At 65.2% G+C, this 14,200-nt stretch carries 14 protein-coding genes and 1 pseudogene; 7 read left to right on the top strand and 8 right to left on the bottom strand.

All coding sequences use genetic code 11. The features are described from left to right. Window positions 1-32 precede the first annotated feature (32 nt). Window positions 33-1,364 (bottom strand): dihydroorotase, encoded by a 1,332-nt coding sequence (locus DEM25_RS11100; RefSeq protein ID WP_109765844.1) that lies wholly within the window; start codon window positions 1,362-1,364, stop codon window positions 33-35. A 77-nt stretch (window positions 1,365-1,441) separates the two neighbouring features. Here DEM25_RS11100 and ygfZ point away from each other — a divergent pair, with 77 nt between their 5' ends. From ygfZ to DEM25_RS11085, 3 genes are read left to right on the top strand one after another with little or no spacing between them, the layout of a single operon-like run. Further along, window positions 1,442-2,314 carry a CAF17-like 4Fe-4S cluster assembly/insertion protein YgfZ gene (gene ygfZ / locus DEM25_RS11095; RefSeq protein ID WP_109765843.1) on the top strand — a complete coding sequence of 291 codons (873 nt, stop codon included), beginning with the start codon at window positions 1,442-1,444 and terminating at the stop codon, window positions 2,312-2,314. Then, window positions 2,307-2,933 carry a YfbR-like 5'-deoxynucleotidase gene (locus tag DEM25_RS11090; protein ID WP_109765842.1) on the top strand — a complete coding sequence of 209 codons (627 nt, stop codon included), beginning with the start codon at window positions 2,307-2,309 and terminating at the stop codon, window positions 2,931-2,933. Before ygfZ ends, DEM25_RS11090 begins: the two co-directional genes overlap by 8 nt. 3 nt (window positions 2,934-2,936) lie before the next feature. After that, window positions 2,937-3,470 carry a tyrosine phosphatase family protein gene (locus DEM25_RS11085; protein ID WP_109765841.1) on the top strand — a complete coding sequence of 178 codons (534 nt, stop codon included), beginning with the start codon at window positions 2,937-2,939 and terminating at the stop codon, window positions 3,468-3,470. On the opposite strand, the gene DEM25_RS11080 is transcribed toward DEM25_RS11085, so the two are convergent. Continuing rightward, entirely contained in the window at window positions 3,452-4,627 is a 1,176-nt protein-coding gene (locus DEM25_RS11080; RefSeq protein ID WP_109765840.1) for an alkane 1-monooxygenase, read from the bottom strand. The two genes, DEM25_RS11085 and DEM25_RS11080, sit on opposite strands and share 19 nt — an antisense overlap. Before the next feature lie 79 nt (window positions 4,628-4,706). Further along, on the bottom strand, window positions 4,707-5,594 hold the full coding sequence (gene nadC / locus DEM25_RS11075; protein WP_439650679.1) for a carboxylating nicotinate-nucleotide diphosphorylase: 888 nt from the start codon (window positions 5,592-5,594) through the stop codon (window positions 4,707-4,709). A 109-nt stretch (window positions 5,595-5,703) separates the two neighbouring features. Between nadC and DEM25_RS11070 the strand changes: the two genes are divergently transcribed. Next, window positions 5,704-7,092 carry a metallophosphoesterase gene (locus DEM25_RS11070; RefSeq protein WP_158585248.1) on the top strand — a complete coding sequence of 463 codons (1,389 nt, stop codon included), beginning with the start codon at window positions 5,704-5,706 and terminating at the stop codon, window positions 7,090-7,092. Window positions 7,093-7,211: 119 nt separating this feature from the next. Here DEM25_RS11070 and DEM25_RS11065 read toward each other — a convergent pair whose 3' ends face one another. From DEM25_RS11065 to nadA, 3 genes are all read right to left on the bottom strand, one after another. Beyond that, on the bottom strand, window positions 7,212-8,762 hold the full coding sequence (locus tag DEM25_RS11065) for an L-aspartate oxidase (RefSeq protein ID WP_109765838.1): 1,551 nt from the start codon (window positions 8,760-8,762) through the stop codon (window positions 7,212-7,214). 237 nt (window positions 8,763-8,999) lie between these two features. After that, on the bottom strand, window positions 9,000-9,662 hold the full coding sequence (locus DEM25_RS11060) for a hypothetical protein (RefSeq protein ID WP_120222725.1): 663 nt from the start codon (window positions 9,660-9,662) through the stop codon (window positions 9,000-9,002). Window positions 9,663-9,718: 56 nt separating this feature from the next. Next, window positions 9,719-10,792 (bottom strand): quinolinate synthase NadA, encoded by a 1,074-nt coding sequence (nadA, locus tag DEM25_RS11055; protein WP_109765836.1) that lies wholly within the window; start codon window positions 10,790-10,792, stop codon window positions 9,719-9,721. Between the two features lie 135 nt (window positions 10,793-10,927). Between nadA and DEM25_RS11050 the strand changes: the two genes are divergently transcribed. From DEM25_RS11050 to arsH, 3 genes and pseudogenes are all read left to right on the top strand, one after another. After that, entirely contained in the window at window positions 10,928-11,260 is a 333-nt protein-coding gene (locus tag DEM25_RS11050; RefSeq protein WP_109765835.1) for an ArsR/SmtB family transcription factor, read from the top strand. 9 nt (window positions 11,261-11,269) lie between these two features. Next, window positions 11,270-11,763, top strand: a pseudogene (locus tag DEM25_RS11045) (arsenate reductase ArsC). A 54-nt stretch (window positions 11,764-11,817) separates the two neighbouring features. Next, the gene (arsH, locus tag DEM25_RS11040) at window positions 11,818-12,522 is read left to right on the top strand and encodes an arsenical resistance protein ArsH (protein ID WP_109766130.1); all 705 of its coding nucleotides are present in this window, start codon (window positions 11,818-11,820) and stop codon (window positions 12,520-12,522) included. Window positions 12,523-12,540: 18 nt separating this feature from the next. Here the strand turns inward: arsH and DEM25_RS11035 are convergent, their stop codons facing one another. Beyond that, window positions 12,541-13,371, bottom strand: a complete 831-nt coding sequence (locus tag DEM25_RS11035) for a DMT family transporter (protein ID WP_196780360.1) — start codon at window positions 13,369-13,371, stop codon at window positions 12,541-12,543. A 100-nt stretch (window positions 13,372-13,471) separates the two neighbouring features. Then, a complete protein-coding gene (locus tag DEM25_RS11030; RefSeq protein WP_109765834.1) occupies window positions 13,472-14,083 on the bottom strand; it encodes a LysE family translocator in 612 nt (203 codons plus the stop codon). Between the last annotated feature and the right edge of the window lie 117 nt (window positions 14,084-14,200).

Genomic DNA, 14,200 nt, shown 5'->3' with positions numbered 1-14,200 from the left:
GATGAACCGAAAGGAGCGGTCGCCCGACCGTTTCAGACCGGAAGCGCCTCGTTGAACAGCACTTTATCGCCCTTTGACGGGGTGACGATCTCGCCCTCCCACATGACCCGTTCGCCGCGGACAATCGTGCCGACCGGCCAGCCGGTCACGTCCATGCCGTCGAACGCGGTCCAGCCCGCCTTGGTTCCCGCATCCACATGCCGGATGGTTTCGCTGCGCTTGAGATCGACGATGGTGAAGTCGGCATCATAGCCCTTGGCGATGCGCCCCTTGGTGGCGATGCCGAAGAGGCGCTGCTGGCCGTGCGCGGTCAAGTCGACGAACCGTTCCAGGCTGAGCCGGCCCTTGCTGACATGATCGAGCATGACGGGGACCAGATACTGGACGCCCGGCATGCCCGAGGGCGAGGCCGGATAGGGCTTTTGCTTTTCTTCCAGCGTGTGCGGCGCATGGTCCGAGCCGAGCACGTCGATCACGCCCTGCGCGATGCCCTTCCATATCCCGTCGCGGTGGCGCGCCTCGCGGATCGGCGGGTTCATCTGGATCAGCGTGCCGCGTTCCGCATAGTCGTCGGCGGTGAAGGTCAGATGGTTGGGCAGCGCCTCGCAGGTGGCCACATCCTTGTTCTGCGCGAGGAACTCGATCTCCTCGGCTGTCGAGATATGCAGGACATGGATGCGCGCGCGGTTGTCCCGCGCGATCCGTACGAGCCTTTTGGTGCATTTGAGCGCCGCCTCGACATCGCGCCACACCGGATGCGACGACGGATCGCCCTCGACACGTTCGCCCTCACGGTCGCGCAGCCTGTATTCGTCCTCGGAATGAAAGGCAGCCCGACGGCGCGTGTTGCGCAGGATCGCCGCAACGCCCTCATCGTCCTCGACGAGGAGATCGCCGGTCGACGAGCCCATGAACACCTTGATGCCGGCCGCCCCCGGCAACCGTTCCAGTTCGCCGACGATGCCGGCGTTCTCGTGCGTGCCGCCGACCCAGAAGGCAAAATCGCAGTGCATCCGTCCGGTGGCGCGCGCGATCTTGTCGGCCAGCGCCTCCTCTGTGACGGTCAGCGGGTTGGTGTTGGGCATCTCGAACACGGTCGTCACGCCGCCGAGCACGGCCGCGCGCGAACCGGTCTCCAAGTCCTCCTTGTGCTCGAGGCCAGGCTCGCGGAAATGCACCTGACTGTCGATCACGCCGGGCAGAACGTGCAGGCCGGTGCAGTCGATGACATCGCCGGCTGCGGCGGTATCGATCGTGCCGATGGCCGCGATGCGGCCGTCGGCGATGCCGACATCGCGCACGCCGATGCCGTCATGATTGACCACGGTTCCGCCCTTGAGAACCGTGTCGAACGTCTGTGTCATCTGCCTGTCCCCGCTGTCTTGCCGTTGCCGTGTGATCGGCTTACGTATCGGCCAATCGGTTTGCAAGGAAAGCTGACATGCCGTCTCTGGTTTTGCCCGGCCGGGCCGTGATCGCCGTGACCGGCGAGGACGCCGCGCACCTTCTGCACAATGTGCTGACCTGTGATATCGAGGCGCTTTCGCCGGGCGTGGCGCAGCCCGGCGCGCTGCTGACGCCGCAGGGCAAGGTGATGTTCGACTTCCTCGTCGCGCGTGACGATGACGGCTTCCTGATCGATATCGATGGCGCGCAGGCCGACGCTTTCCTCAAGCGCATGACGCTCTACAAGCTGCGCTCCAAGGCCGATTTTTCCGTGCGCGATGAACAGGTTGTGACCGTTTCCTGGGACGATGAATCGGGCGGTTCGCAGATTGATTCAAGCGTGCACCTGCGTGACCAACGGTTCGCGGCCACCGCCGTGACCCGCGCCATCGTTCCGTCGGGCACGGTGCTGGCGGACGCGGCATCGGAGCGGGACTGGCACCGTGTGCGCATCGACAATGGCGTCGTGGAAAGCGGCACCGACTTCGCGCTGGGCGATGTGTTCGGCCATGACATCTCGCTCGACCAGAATGGCGGGCTCGACTTCAAGAAGGGCTGCTATGTCGGCCAGGAGGTGGTGAGCCGGATGCAGCATCGCGGCACGGCGCGGCGGCGCGTGGTGATCGTATCGGGCGACGCAGCGCTGCCTGCGACCGGGGCGGAGATTACCGCCGGCGGCAAGCCGGCGGGCACGCTGGGTACCGTGGCCGGCGACCGCGCTCTGGCGATCGTCCGTCTCGACCGGATCGGGACAGCGACCGACACGGGCGCACCGGTGCTTGCCGGCGATATTGCGGTGCGCGCGGATCTGCCGCCGGGCGTCAGCTATCAGTGGCCGGCGAGCACGGCGGACACCGGCAATGCCTGACAAGGCCGGCGCTCCGCCGCGCGCCTGGCAGCGCATGCTGTCGGGCCGGCGGCTCGATCTGCTCGACCCCTCGCCGCTCGACATCGAGATCAGCGACATCGCGCACGGGCTCGCGCGCGTGGCGCGCTGGAACGGGCAGACCCGCGGCGATCATGCCTTTTCGGTTGCGCAGCATTGCCTGGCAGTCGAGCAGATCGTGCGCCGGCTGAAACCGGATGCGGACCGGACGCTGCTCTTGATGGCGCTGCTCCACGATGCGCCCGAATATGTCATCGGAGACATGATCTCGCCGTTCAAGCACGTGATGGGCGGCGACTACAAGGCGGTCGAAGGCCGGCTGCACATGGCGATCCATCTGCGCTTTTCCCTGCCAGCCGAAACACCTTCCGCCGCCAGGAAACTGATCAAGCGCGCCGACATGATCGCCGCCTTTCACGAGGCGACGCGGCTCGCCGGTTTCACAATTGCCGAGGCGGGCACCTATTTCGGCCGGCCGCGCACGGTGACTGCCGACGGTTTGCCGCTGACGCCGCAGCCCTCGGCCACCGTCGAGGCCGCCTTTCTGGCGCGGTTCGCCGAACTGGAACAGCCGCCAGCTCGACCCGGCGAAAAGGGCTGAGCGATGCCCTATCTCGCCGTCTGTTCGCTCGCCCGAATTGCCGATACGGCACGCCGTCACGCGCCGAGCCACATGCTGACGGTGATCAGCGGCGATCCGGACGTACAGCGCCCGGAATCGGTGGAGCCTGACCATCATCTGCGCCTTGCCATGAACGACGTGTTCCGGGATGTGCCCGGCCTCGTTACGCCCGCCGAGGACCATGTCCGGGCGATCATCGACTTCGGCCGCAATTGGGACCGGACCGCACCGATGTTGATTCACTGCTTTGCGGGCGTGTCGCGATCGACGGCCAGCGCCTACATGATCGCGCTGGCGCTCAATCCCGATCTCGATGCGATGATGGCAGCGCGGCTGTTGCGGCTGCGTTCATCGACGGCGACGCCGAACCCGAAACTTGTCGCCATTGCCGACAATGTTCTGGGGCGCGGCGGCGCGATGGTCGACGCAATCCGGTCCATCGGACGCGGCGCGGATTGTTTCGAGGGCGCACCGTTCGTCTTCCCCGTGTCGGACGATCACGCCGACCAGTTCTGAAATTTCAGCGCGTAGGCGTTTTCAAGGCCCGGGCGGACATTGCAGCGGTCGACATCGCCCCTGGCCCACTTGCAGACCTTGGGGTCCATCACCTTGCGCCAGAGCGGCGGAATGGCGGCCAGGACGAACGAACCGGGATAGCCGCTGGGCAGATGCGGCAGATCGTCGAAATTGCGCAGCGCCTGATAGGGCCTGAGCGGATTGGCGTGATGGTCCGAATGGCGCTGCAGATGGAACAGCATCAGGTTGGAGACGATGTGGTTGGTGTTCCACGAATGGCGCGGTTCGCACGGCCCGTAGCGCCCGTTCGGCTTGCGGTCGCGCTTGAGGCCGTAATGCTCGACATAGTTGGCCATCGACAGGTGGAACCATGCCACCGCATGGCTGATCGCGATGAAGGGCAGGACGATCCAGCCGAGAAACGCGACGAGCAGCGCGGCGACCGCAAGCGCGATGGCGTAGCCCTGCAGGAGATCGTTGCGCCAGTGCCAGAAGGGCAGGCCCTTCTTTTCGAGCCGCTTGCGCTCCAGCGCCCAGCCTTCGGCGACGACGCTGGGGATCTCGCGCGCGGCGAACGCATAAAGGCTTTCGCCGAGCCGGCCCGACGCGCGGTCCTCGGGCGTTGCCACCTGCACGTGATGGCCGCGATTGTGCTCGAGGCAGAAATGGGCGTAGCCGCTCAGCGCGCACATGATCTTGGCGCCCCACTGGTCGAGACGGTTCGGCTTGTGGCCGAGTTCATGGGCGACCGTCAGCCCCGTGCCCGACGATGCACCCGCACCGACGGCGAGCAACAGCCACGCCCAGACCGGCACAGGCTGGGTGGATACGACGATTGCCGGTACGAGAAAGCTGGCCCAGAAGACCGGCACCGACAAAAACAGCAGCGCCCGGTAATATTGGTCCTCGGACAGCGCGCCGACGACCGCTTCGGGCGGATTGTTGGGGTCGCTTCCGACCACCATGTCGATCAGCGGCGTTGCGACGTAATAGACGAGCACGGGAAGCAGCGCCCAGACCGGATTGCCGGTAGCCCAGAGCGCCAGCGCGCCGATCGCCGGGACTGACGGTGTCAGGACCGAGATGATCCAGAGCCATCGCTTCCGGTCGACATAGCGGATTTCCCCGCCATCATCGGTGGTTGCCACGAAGATCATGCAAACGCATCCCGTTGGTTGACGTTTACGTCAACTGTGCCCGAGAACCGGGGGCGAGTCAAAAGGGGCCTGCCGTCGTTCAATCCCGGTCCAGAACGATGTCGAGGCCCAGATCGAGCGTTGGCGCGGCCATGGTGATCTTCGACGTCGAGATGAAGTCGACGCCGGTCTCGGCAATGGCCGCCACCGTATCCAGATCGACATTGCCAGAGGCTTCCAGCTTGACCTTGCCACCATTGTGGGAGCGGTTGATCGCCACGGCCTGACGCAGCAGATCGGGCGTCATATTGTCGAGCAGCACGATGTCGGGGGCCGCCGGCAGCGCCGCGCGCAACTGGTCGAGCGTGTCGACCTCGATCTCGACCATGACGGTGTGGCCGACATGGGCGCGCGCATTGCGCACGGCCTCGGCCACCCCGCCCGAGACGGCGATATGGTTGTCCTTGATCAGCACCGCGTCATCGAGACCGAACCGGTGGTTGCTGCCGCCACCGCAGCGCACGGCATACTTGGCCAATGTGCGGTGGCCGGGCACGGTCTTGCGCGTGTCGCACACCCTGGCGTGGGTGTGGGCGATGGCGGCGGCAAAACGCGCGGTGTGCGTTGCAATGCCCGACAGCATCATCAGATAGTTGAGCGCGACCCGCTCCGCCGACAGGATCGCGCGGGCATTGCCGCTGATGGCGGCGACAATGGTGCCCGGCTCGACCGTGTCGCCATCGGCAACATGCGCGACGAACCGAAGACCGCCTCCGATGGCCGCAAAAGCCGCTTCGGCCAGCGGCAGCCCGGCAATCGTCCCGTGCTCGCGGCTGGCGATGACGGCCCGCGCGGTCATGTCCGGCGCGATCGTCGCATCGGTCGTGATATCGCCGGCCCGGCCGAGGTCTTCGAGGAGCGCCGCGCGCACGGCGTCCTCGACCATCAGGGCGGGCAGGCTGGGGGGATATGATTGTATGTCGGGCATGGCGGTCTCCGGCGGCGGCGCCACGAAGACCCGGCGTCATGGAAATGTCAACGTGCCATGCCAAACAGGCCGCATCCGCCTGCATTCCCCAACCGCCCAAGAGGTTTCCATGGCCGCCCTTTCCGCCACCGTGTCCCGCCGTCTCGTGCTGCGCGCGGGTGCCGCCATCGCCGCCGCTGCCGCCGCACCGCGCGTCGCATTGGCGCAGAACGAGCCTGACGTGACCGCGATCATCCTGTCGGACCTGCACTCGCCCTATAAACGCCTGCCGCAACTGGTGGCGGCCGTGCGCAACCGCGCCGCCGAAGCGGGCGGCAAGGTGATCATCGTCATCAATGGCGACATGTTCGAACGCGGCAATGTGGTGGCGCTGCGCAGCCGCGTCGCGCCGGACCTGCTGGCGCTCGACAAGCTCAGCCAGATCGCGCCGGTCTTCTTCAACATCGGCAATCACGAGACGGCCGTTCTCGAAGACATGGCCATCTTCACGCGCGAGGCAACGGCGCGCGGCGTGCATGTGATGAGCAACATTATCGACGCGCGCACCGGCGAACTGCTGGCGCCGGCGGCCCTTTCGATCGGCGTGCGCGACAAGCGCGTGGCGCTCGCGGGGCTTGCGACCGACAACATCTTCACCTACCGGACGCCGATCCGCCCGACGCTGACCATCCCGCAACCGGTCGCTTGGGCGGAAAGCCTGATGGGCGGGCTGACGCGCGAAGCCGATGCGGCGATCGTTCTCAGCCATGCCGGCGTCGCCGCCGACAAGGCGATGCTCGCCTCCCTTCCCGAGCGCACGCTGCTGATCGGCGGGCACGATCATCTGGATTTCACCCATGCGGAGCCGGGCCTTGCCTATGTGCATCCGGGCTCGTGGGGCAACGGGTTCACCATCGCCTCCATGACCTTCAATGCCCAAGGCGGCGCGGACACGACCTTCGAAAGCGTTGCGGTTGCCGCCGATGACGATCCGGACAGCGACATCGGCAATGCGGTGGTCACCGCCATGAACGAACATCTGACCGACGAGGACCGCGCCATCGTGGGCTCCGTCTCCGAAACGCTCGACCTGCCCAATGCCATCCTGTTCGCGACCGAGGCGGTACGCGCGGCGACCGGCGCGGACATTGCCTTTCTCGGCCACACCACGTTCGGCACGGGGCTCGAGGCAGGCGAGATCAGCCGCTACGATTTCAACGCCTATGTCCGGTTCGACGGCGATCTTCGCACCGTGAACATCGGCGGCGAACGGCTGGCGGCGATCATGGAACGGGCCAACCAGCACACGGCGACCGCGCTCGACCAGCGCACGGGCGATTTCGTCCACGCCGCCGAACTCGATATCGACCCGGCCGCCACCTACACCGTCGCCGTCAATGGCTGGACCGCGATCAACCAGACCGCCTATCTGGGCACGGACGATCTGGAATTCGCCGAAGTGCCGGACCTGCGGCTCAAACAGGTCGTCGCCGACGCTCTGGCGGCCAATGGTGGGTGACCTTTTCACCTCATCCTGAGGTGTGAGGCAATCATCGCCCTCGCCCTTCGAGGCTCGCTACGCTCGCACCTCAGGATGAGGGCGATGATTGCCGAGCCTCGAAGGGCACGGCGAAAAGGTCAACTCTTTAGAAAATCCTCCACCGCCGACTCGGCCTGATCGAGCGTCAGCAGCGTGCGGCGGGCCCAGTTCGGGTCCTGGTCCGGGAAATCGGTGCGGAAATGCCCGCCCCGGCTCTCGGTCCGGTTGAGCGCCGATATGGCGATCAGTTTGGCGGTCGTCAGCACGTTGGCGAACCGCGTGTCGTCCTCGGTCTCGTCTTCCAGCGCCACGATGGCGCGCAGCGCCTGGCGCATGCCGGTCGCATCGCGCAAAACGCCCAGATGGGCGCTCATGATGGCGCGCAGCCTTGTCATGCCCGCATGATCGCCTTCGGTGATCGCATCAGGCGCATCGACGGACCTGTCAGCCCAGTCATCTGGTGCCGGATCGCCGCCGTCGGCCTTCAAGGCATCGGCGACGCGCGCGGCGAACACCACCGCCTCCAGAAGCGAATTGGAGGCCAGCCTGTTGGCGCCATGGGCGCCGGTCGAGCTGCACTCGCCGCACGCCCAAAAGCCGGGCAGCGACGTGCGGCCGTCCTCGTCGGTCCAGATGCCGCCCATGAAATAGTGTGCTGCCGGCGTCACCGGGATCAGGTCGGTCGCCGGATCGATGCCCGCGTCGGCGCAATAACCGTGAACGGTCGGGAACTCGCCGGCAAAGTCGTGGATCGCCGTGCGGCAATCGAGAAACGCGCCGCGGCCCGCCTGCACTTCGGCGAAGATGCCGCGCGCCACCTCGTCGCGCGGCGCCAGCTCGGCGTCCGGGTGCAGCGGCACCATGAAACGTTCGCCCGCGCCGTTGACCAGCGTCGCGCCATGGCCGCGCAGCGCCTCGGTCGCCAGCGGTGCGGGGTCCTTGTCGACATCGATTGCGGTGGGGTGGAACTGCACGAACTCCATGTCGGCCATGCGGGCGCCGGCGCGCGCGGCCATGCCGATGCCGCCGCCGCGCGCCTCTGTCGGGTTGGTCGTCACCGCGTAGAGATGGCCAACGCCGCCGGTCGCCATGATGACATCGGATGCGCGGAGGGTTTCGCGTTCGCCCTGCCCCGCCTCGCCGCGCGCGATCACGCCGGTGACGCGGCCAGCATCGGTGACCAGTTCTTCGGCCACATAGCCTTCGAGAACGCGCACATGGGCCGCCTTGCGGATCGCCTCGACCAGCGCCTGCATGATGGCGCGGCCGGCCATGTCGCCCTTGACGCGCACGATGCGCGAATGGCTGTGCGCCGCTTCGCGGCTGACGGCGAGCTGGCCTTCCAGATCGCGGTCGAACGGCACGCCGAATTCCAGAAGATCGTGCACGCGGTCCGACGCTTCCGCCGCCATGCCGGCGATGATCGCCTCGTCAACGATGCCGTCGCCGGCGGCGATGGTATCGTTGACATGGCTTTCGATCGTGTCGCCCGGCGAGACGGCGGCGGCAATGCCCGCCTGCGCCCAGGCCGACGATGCGCCGCGGCCGATCGGCGCGGCGGCAAGGATGGTGACCGGACGCGGCGCCAGTTTCAGCGCGCAGAACAGCCCGGCCAGACCGCCGCCGATGATGAGGATGGGGGCGGTCATTGAGGACCTCCGCCGGGCGTTTGGCTGGAATACCTCCCTCTGTCCCTTCGGGACATCTCCCCCTCAAGGGGCAGGGAGATGACCATCAAGAACGGCGCCGACCCGGTCCCAATCGGACCAGATTTTGGCATTCCTCCATGAGACAGGAACCAATGAGCGATCATGCGTCTCCCTCCCCCTTGAGGGGTGGGTGGACCGGCGCGCCAGCGCTGGGACGGGTGACATATGGGGATCGAGTCAATCTGAAGTATCACTCTTCAACAGCGACAAGACATCGAGCCCATACTTGGACTTCCCATAGGACATAGGATTCTGTCCTAAACGCGCCTCTGAAATCGGGCACAATAGTGCTCTCGCGCTCAAAAGGGCTTGCGCGCTTTCAACGCGTGTCCGATCGCTTGCCGACAACTCATCGATCGCTTGTGTCACGCCATATGCGGAAACGGATCCGTCCCTGCCACTTGAACTGCCCACTTGCTGCTCAGCCAAGAGCTCATACGTGCGTCGAAAAACCAACAGCTCGAATTTGCTTAAGCCTGACAGCAGCGCCGAGAGTCTTGCCACGACGATAGGTTCGGCATCCTCTTCACCCAAGTCGCTTGCAATCTGGCCGGCGAGGATCGCCAGGATATGCTCCAATTCCCCTTGCCTAACCTGCTCGAAGAAGCGGTACGATGCGGGAACGAAGTAGGCGAGTTGCGGATCAGATAGTGCCGAGATTCCCTGTCTGCTGATTCGCTCGACTAGTATTCGCTGCCCCTTCTTAAACTGCCGTTCCAAATGCTGCCGCCAGAGCTCATTCAAGCTGCTGCCCATAGGCATAAGATCAGCGATCATAGCGCCTAGGATTGCGTTTACGGAACGAGCATTTTCGGTGGGTTCCGGCAGCTTCTCGTTCATCAGACCACAACCGTCCAATCCTCCCACGCTTCCCTGAAGGGAGAGGGAGACGGCACTCAATTCTTCAAGTTCACCATGCGCTCCACCGCCCGCCTCGCCCGAGCGGCGATGGCGGGATCGACCGTCACCTCCTCCTTCATCTCGCACAGAGCATCGAGGATCTTGGGCAGCGTGATGCGCTTCATGTGCGGGCACAGATTGCACGGCTTGACGAATTCGACCTCGGGAACCTCGGACTGGATGTTGGACGCCATCGAGCATTCGGTGACCAGCAGCACCTTGGGCGGGCGCTGGTCGCGCACATAGTTGATCATGCCGGCGGTCGAGCCGGTATAGTCGGCCATCTCGACGACATCGACCGGGCATTCGGGATGGGCGATGATCTCGATCTCCGGATCGGCATCCTTATAGGCCTGCAGTTCCTCGGCGGTGAACCGCTCATGGACCTCGCAATGGCCCTTCCAGGTCAGGATCTTCACATCGGTCTGGGCGGCGACATTCTGGGCGAGATATTCGTCGGGAATACACAGAACCGTATCGACGCCGAAACTCTCGACCACCTGCACGGCGTTGGACGAGGTGCAGCAAATGTCCGTCTCGGCCTTCACCTCGGCGGACGTGTTCACATAGGTGACGACCGGAACGCCCGGATAGCGTTCGCGCAGCAAACGCACATCGGCGCCGGTGATCGATTCCGACAGGGAGCAGCCGGCCTTCATGTCCGGGATCAGCACCGTCTTGTCCGGGTTCAGCAGCTTGGACGTCTCGGCCATGAAGTGGACGCCGCACTGGACGATGATCTCGGCATCGACCTGGGTGGCTTCCTTGGCGAGTTGCAGGCTGTCCCCGACAATGTCGGCGACGCAATGGAAGATTTCCGGCGTCTGGTAATTGTGGGCCAAGATCGCCGCGTTGCGCTCTTTCTTCAGCCGGTTGATCGCCGCCACATAGGGCGCATAGACCGGCCATTCGATCTTCGGAATGTGATGGGCGACACGCTCGTAAAGATGCGCCGTCTCGCGCTCGATTTCGGCGTTCCATTCAAGCGGCGGGCGGGCGATGACGCCGAAACGCTCGGCGGCGCCGTTTCCCGAATGTGCCGGCTTGGGGGTTTCGGCCTCCGCTCGCATGGGAGCCTCCCGATAAGAAAAGACATGCCCTTCATGTGGGCGCCGCGCGGTTCTAGGACAACATGCACCGTCAACGCAATTGGACATCCGGAACGGGCGGTTGACATTCATCAAAATATCATGAATTTTCGATATATGGACAAGCATCGATCGATCGAGGCGCTCGCGGCCCTGGCTCATGAAACCCGGCTCGACGTCTTCCGCCTGCTCGTCAAGCAGGGCGCGGACGGTATGGCCGCCGGCGACATCGGCGACCGTCTGGGCGTCCGGCAGAACACGATGAGCGCCAATCTGGCCGTTCTGAGCCGCGCGGGGCTGGTGCGATCGAAGCGCGACGGCCGCTCGGTCACCTATTTTGCCGACTTTGACGGCATGCGCGGCCTTCTGGGGTTCCTGATGGAGGATTGTTGCGGCGGCAACCCGCAGCTGTGCCAACCCCTGCTCGATGAAATCGCTTGTGCCTGCTGAGGACACGCCATGACCGACAAGACCTTCAATGTCCTGTTCCTGTGCACCGGCAACTCCGCCCGGTCGATCATCGCGAGGCCATCATGAACCGGGTCGGCCAAGGCCGGTTCAAGGGCTTTTCGGCCGGCTCCCAACCCAAGGGCGAGGTTCACCCCTACACGCTCGATCTCCTCAAGACGCTGAATTACAACACCGATTTCGCGCGCTCGAAGAACTGGGAAGAGTTCGCCGAGCCAGGCGCGCCGCAGATGGATTTCGTCTTCACCGTGTGTGATTCGGCGGCCGCGGAGACCTGCCCGGTCTGGCCCGGCCAGCCGATGAGCGCCCATTGGGGCGTGCCGGACCCGGCGGCTGCCGAAGGTACCGACGCCGAAAGGCATTTTGCCTTCTCCGACACTTATCGGATGCTGGAAGGCCGTATCTCGGTCTTCACCAGCCTGCCGATCGCCGGCCTCGACCGGCTGGCGCTGCAGAAGCGATTGGACGATATCGGCAAGGCCTGACGAAAGCCCATCATGACCAAAGACCATGGCGCCCCCTGGCGCGACGATCCTTCCATGCCGAATCTCGACGACGGCGAACTCGGCGAGATCGACTTTCAGGCGATCCACAACCGCGCGCCGTCGCTGCACAGGCCGCGTGTGCTGATGTTGTACGGATCGCTGCGTGAGCGGTCATTTTCGCGCTTTTTGACCTATGAAGCGGCCCGGATTCTGGACCGGTTGGGCGCCGAGGTGCGCGTGTTTGACCCGTCCGGCCTGCCGCTGGTCGACGATGTTTCCGCCGATCACCCCAAGGTCGAGGAGTTGCGGCAACTGTCGCTGTGGTCGGAGGCGCACGTGTGGTGCTCGCCCGAGCGGCACGGCGCGATGAGCGGCGTTATGAAGACGCAGATCGACTGGCTGCCGCTGTCGCCGATCGGCGGCATCAGGCCGACGCAGGGTCGCACACTGGCCGTCATGCAGGTCTGCGGCGGATCGCAGAGCTTCAACGCGGTCAACCAGATGCGGATCCTGGGCCGCTGGATGCGGATGATCACGATCCCCAACCAGTCCTCGGTCGCAAAAGCCTGGCAGGAATTCGACGACGACGGGCGCATGAAGCCGTCAGCCTTCTACAATCGTGTCGTCGACGTGATGGAGGAGTTGGTGAAGTTCACGCTTCTGACGCGCGACCGCTCCGCCTATCTGACCGATCGCTATTCGGAGCGCGTCGAAAGCGTCGAGCAGGTGCACAAGCGCGTCAGCCTGCCGAAGATCTGACGTCTTGGCGGCGCAGCTTCACTGCCGGTCGCCGCGCACCGAGATGACGACCGCGCCGGCGACGATCAGCGTGGCGCCGATCACGGTTGCAGTGGCCAGACCCTGGCCGAACAGGGCGAAGTCATAAGCCGCCGCGAACACCAGCGTGAGGTAGAACAGCGGGACGGCGAAGCTGGCATCGGTCCGGCGGAGCGCCTGGATGAAGAGCGCCTGGGCGCTGACCATCGCGATGCCCAGCATGGCGAGGAGCAGCCATTGCTGCGCAGAGACGCCGGTCCAGACCGCCGCCGCAGCCGTGCCGGCGATCATCGTGCCGATCAGATTGTTGATGATCAGGATGCGCAGCGGCGGTTCGGTGTCGCTGAGCCGCTTGATGAAGACCGCTTCGGCGCCCATCAGCAAGGCCGCGCCAAGCGCCAGAAGGGCCGCCAAGTGAAAGGCGTCCGTGCCGGGCCTGAGCAGCACGATCGCGCCGCACACGGAAATCGCCGCCGCCGTCCAGCGCCAGCGGCCGATCCGCTCGCCAAGAAAGGCGATGGCCAGGCCCATTGTGACGAGCGGGCTGAGAAAGCTGATCGCGGTGGCGTCGGCAAGCGGGATGCGCGCGGCGGCAGCGAACATCAGCGTCACGCCTGCCCAGCCGCAAACCGACCTGCCGACATGGAGCGACCATCGCGCGCCGGCGAAATCCGGCCGGAGCCAGAGCGCGAAAAACGACAGCGTGATCAGCGCGAAGGCGAATCGGCCGGCGCTGATCTGCAGCGGGTGCAACGCTTCGCCGCCGGCCCCCAATCCGAGCGCCTTGGCGATCAGCGTGGTGGCGGCAATCAGGGCACTTGCTGCGACCATGGCACCCAGCGCGACCATCCGGCCGCGGCGCGGGTCGGTGTTTGCGCGAGCGGAAGCGGGCGGCGGCTCCGCCCGGTCTGTACTGGCCGGGTTACCCATGTCAGCGTTCGGCGAACGCCAGACGCAGGCCGAGGGCGGCAAAGGCGGCGGCAAACGAGCGCTTCATCCAGCGCATGACGGCCGGACGGTTCACCACCTGATCGCGTGCCAGCGCCGCGAACGCGCCATAGACGACAAAGACGATAAAGGTCAGCGCCATGAAGACGAGCGCCAAGCCGAGCATCAGAAGCGTCGGATGGGTCGCCGTCGCCGGCACGAATTGCGGCAGGAAGGCGAGAAAGAACAGCGACAGCTTCGGATTGAGCACGTTCAGCGCGATGCCGCTGGTGACGATCTTGCGCGGCGCCAGGCGCCGGCGCTCTTCGCCGACGTCCAGCGCGCCGCCCGAACGCAGGATCGTCCACGCCATGTAGAACAGGTAGATCACGCCGAGATATTTTATCGCCTGAAACGCCAGCGCGCTGGCGTGCAGGATGGCCGCGAGACCGACGATCGACGCCATGATGTGCGGCACGATGCCGAGCGTGCATCCGATGGCGGCGAAGACGGAGGCGCGGGCGCCCTGCCCCAGCCCGATGGCGAGCGTATAGAGAACGCCGGTTCCGGGCAGCAAGACGACGATGATCGAGGTGATGAGAAATTCGGCGGTCATGGCGGCACACTATGTCGGTTCGGCCGGCATCGCCAGCCTTTCGGTTCAGCAGGACTTCACTGACGCGACAGAAAAATTGGTTTGGATTGCAATCTGGCCGAGCGTACTGTTCGAGCC

This window comes from Oceaniradius stylonematis (assembly GCF_003149475.2).
Lineage (GTDB): Bacteria > Pseudomonadota > Alphaproteobacteria > Rhizobiales > Rhizobiaceae > Roseitalea > Roseitalea stylonematis.
Note: the sequence above shows the minus strand (reverse complement) of the source record. Positions and strands in the feature narration are given on the sequence as shown.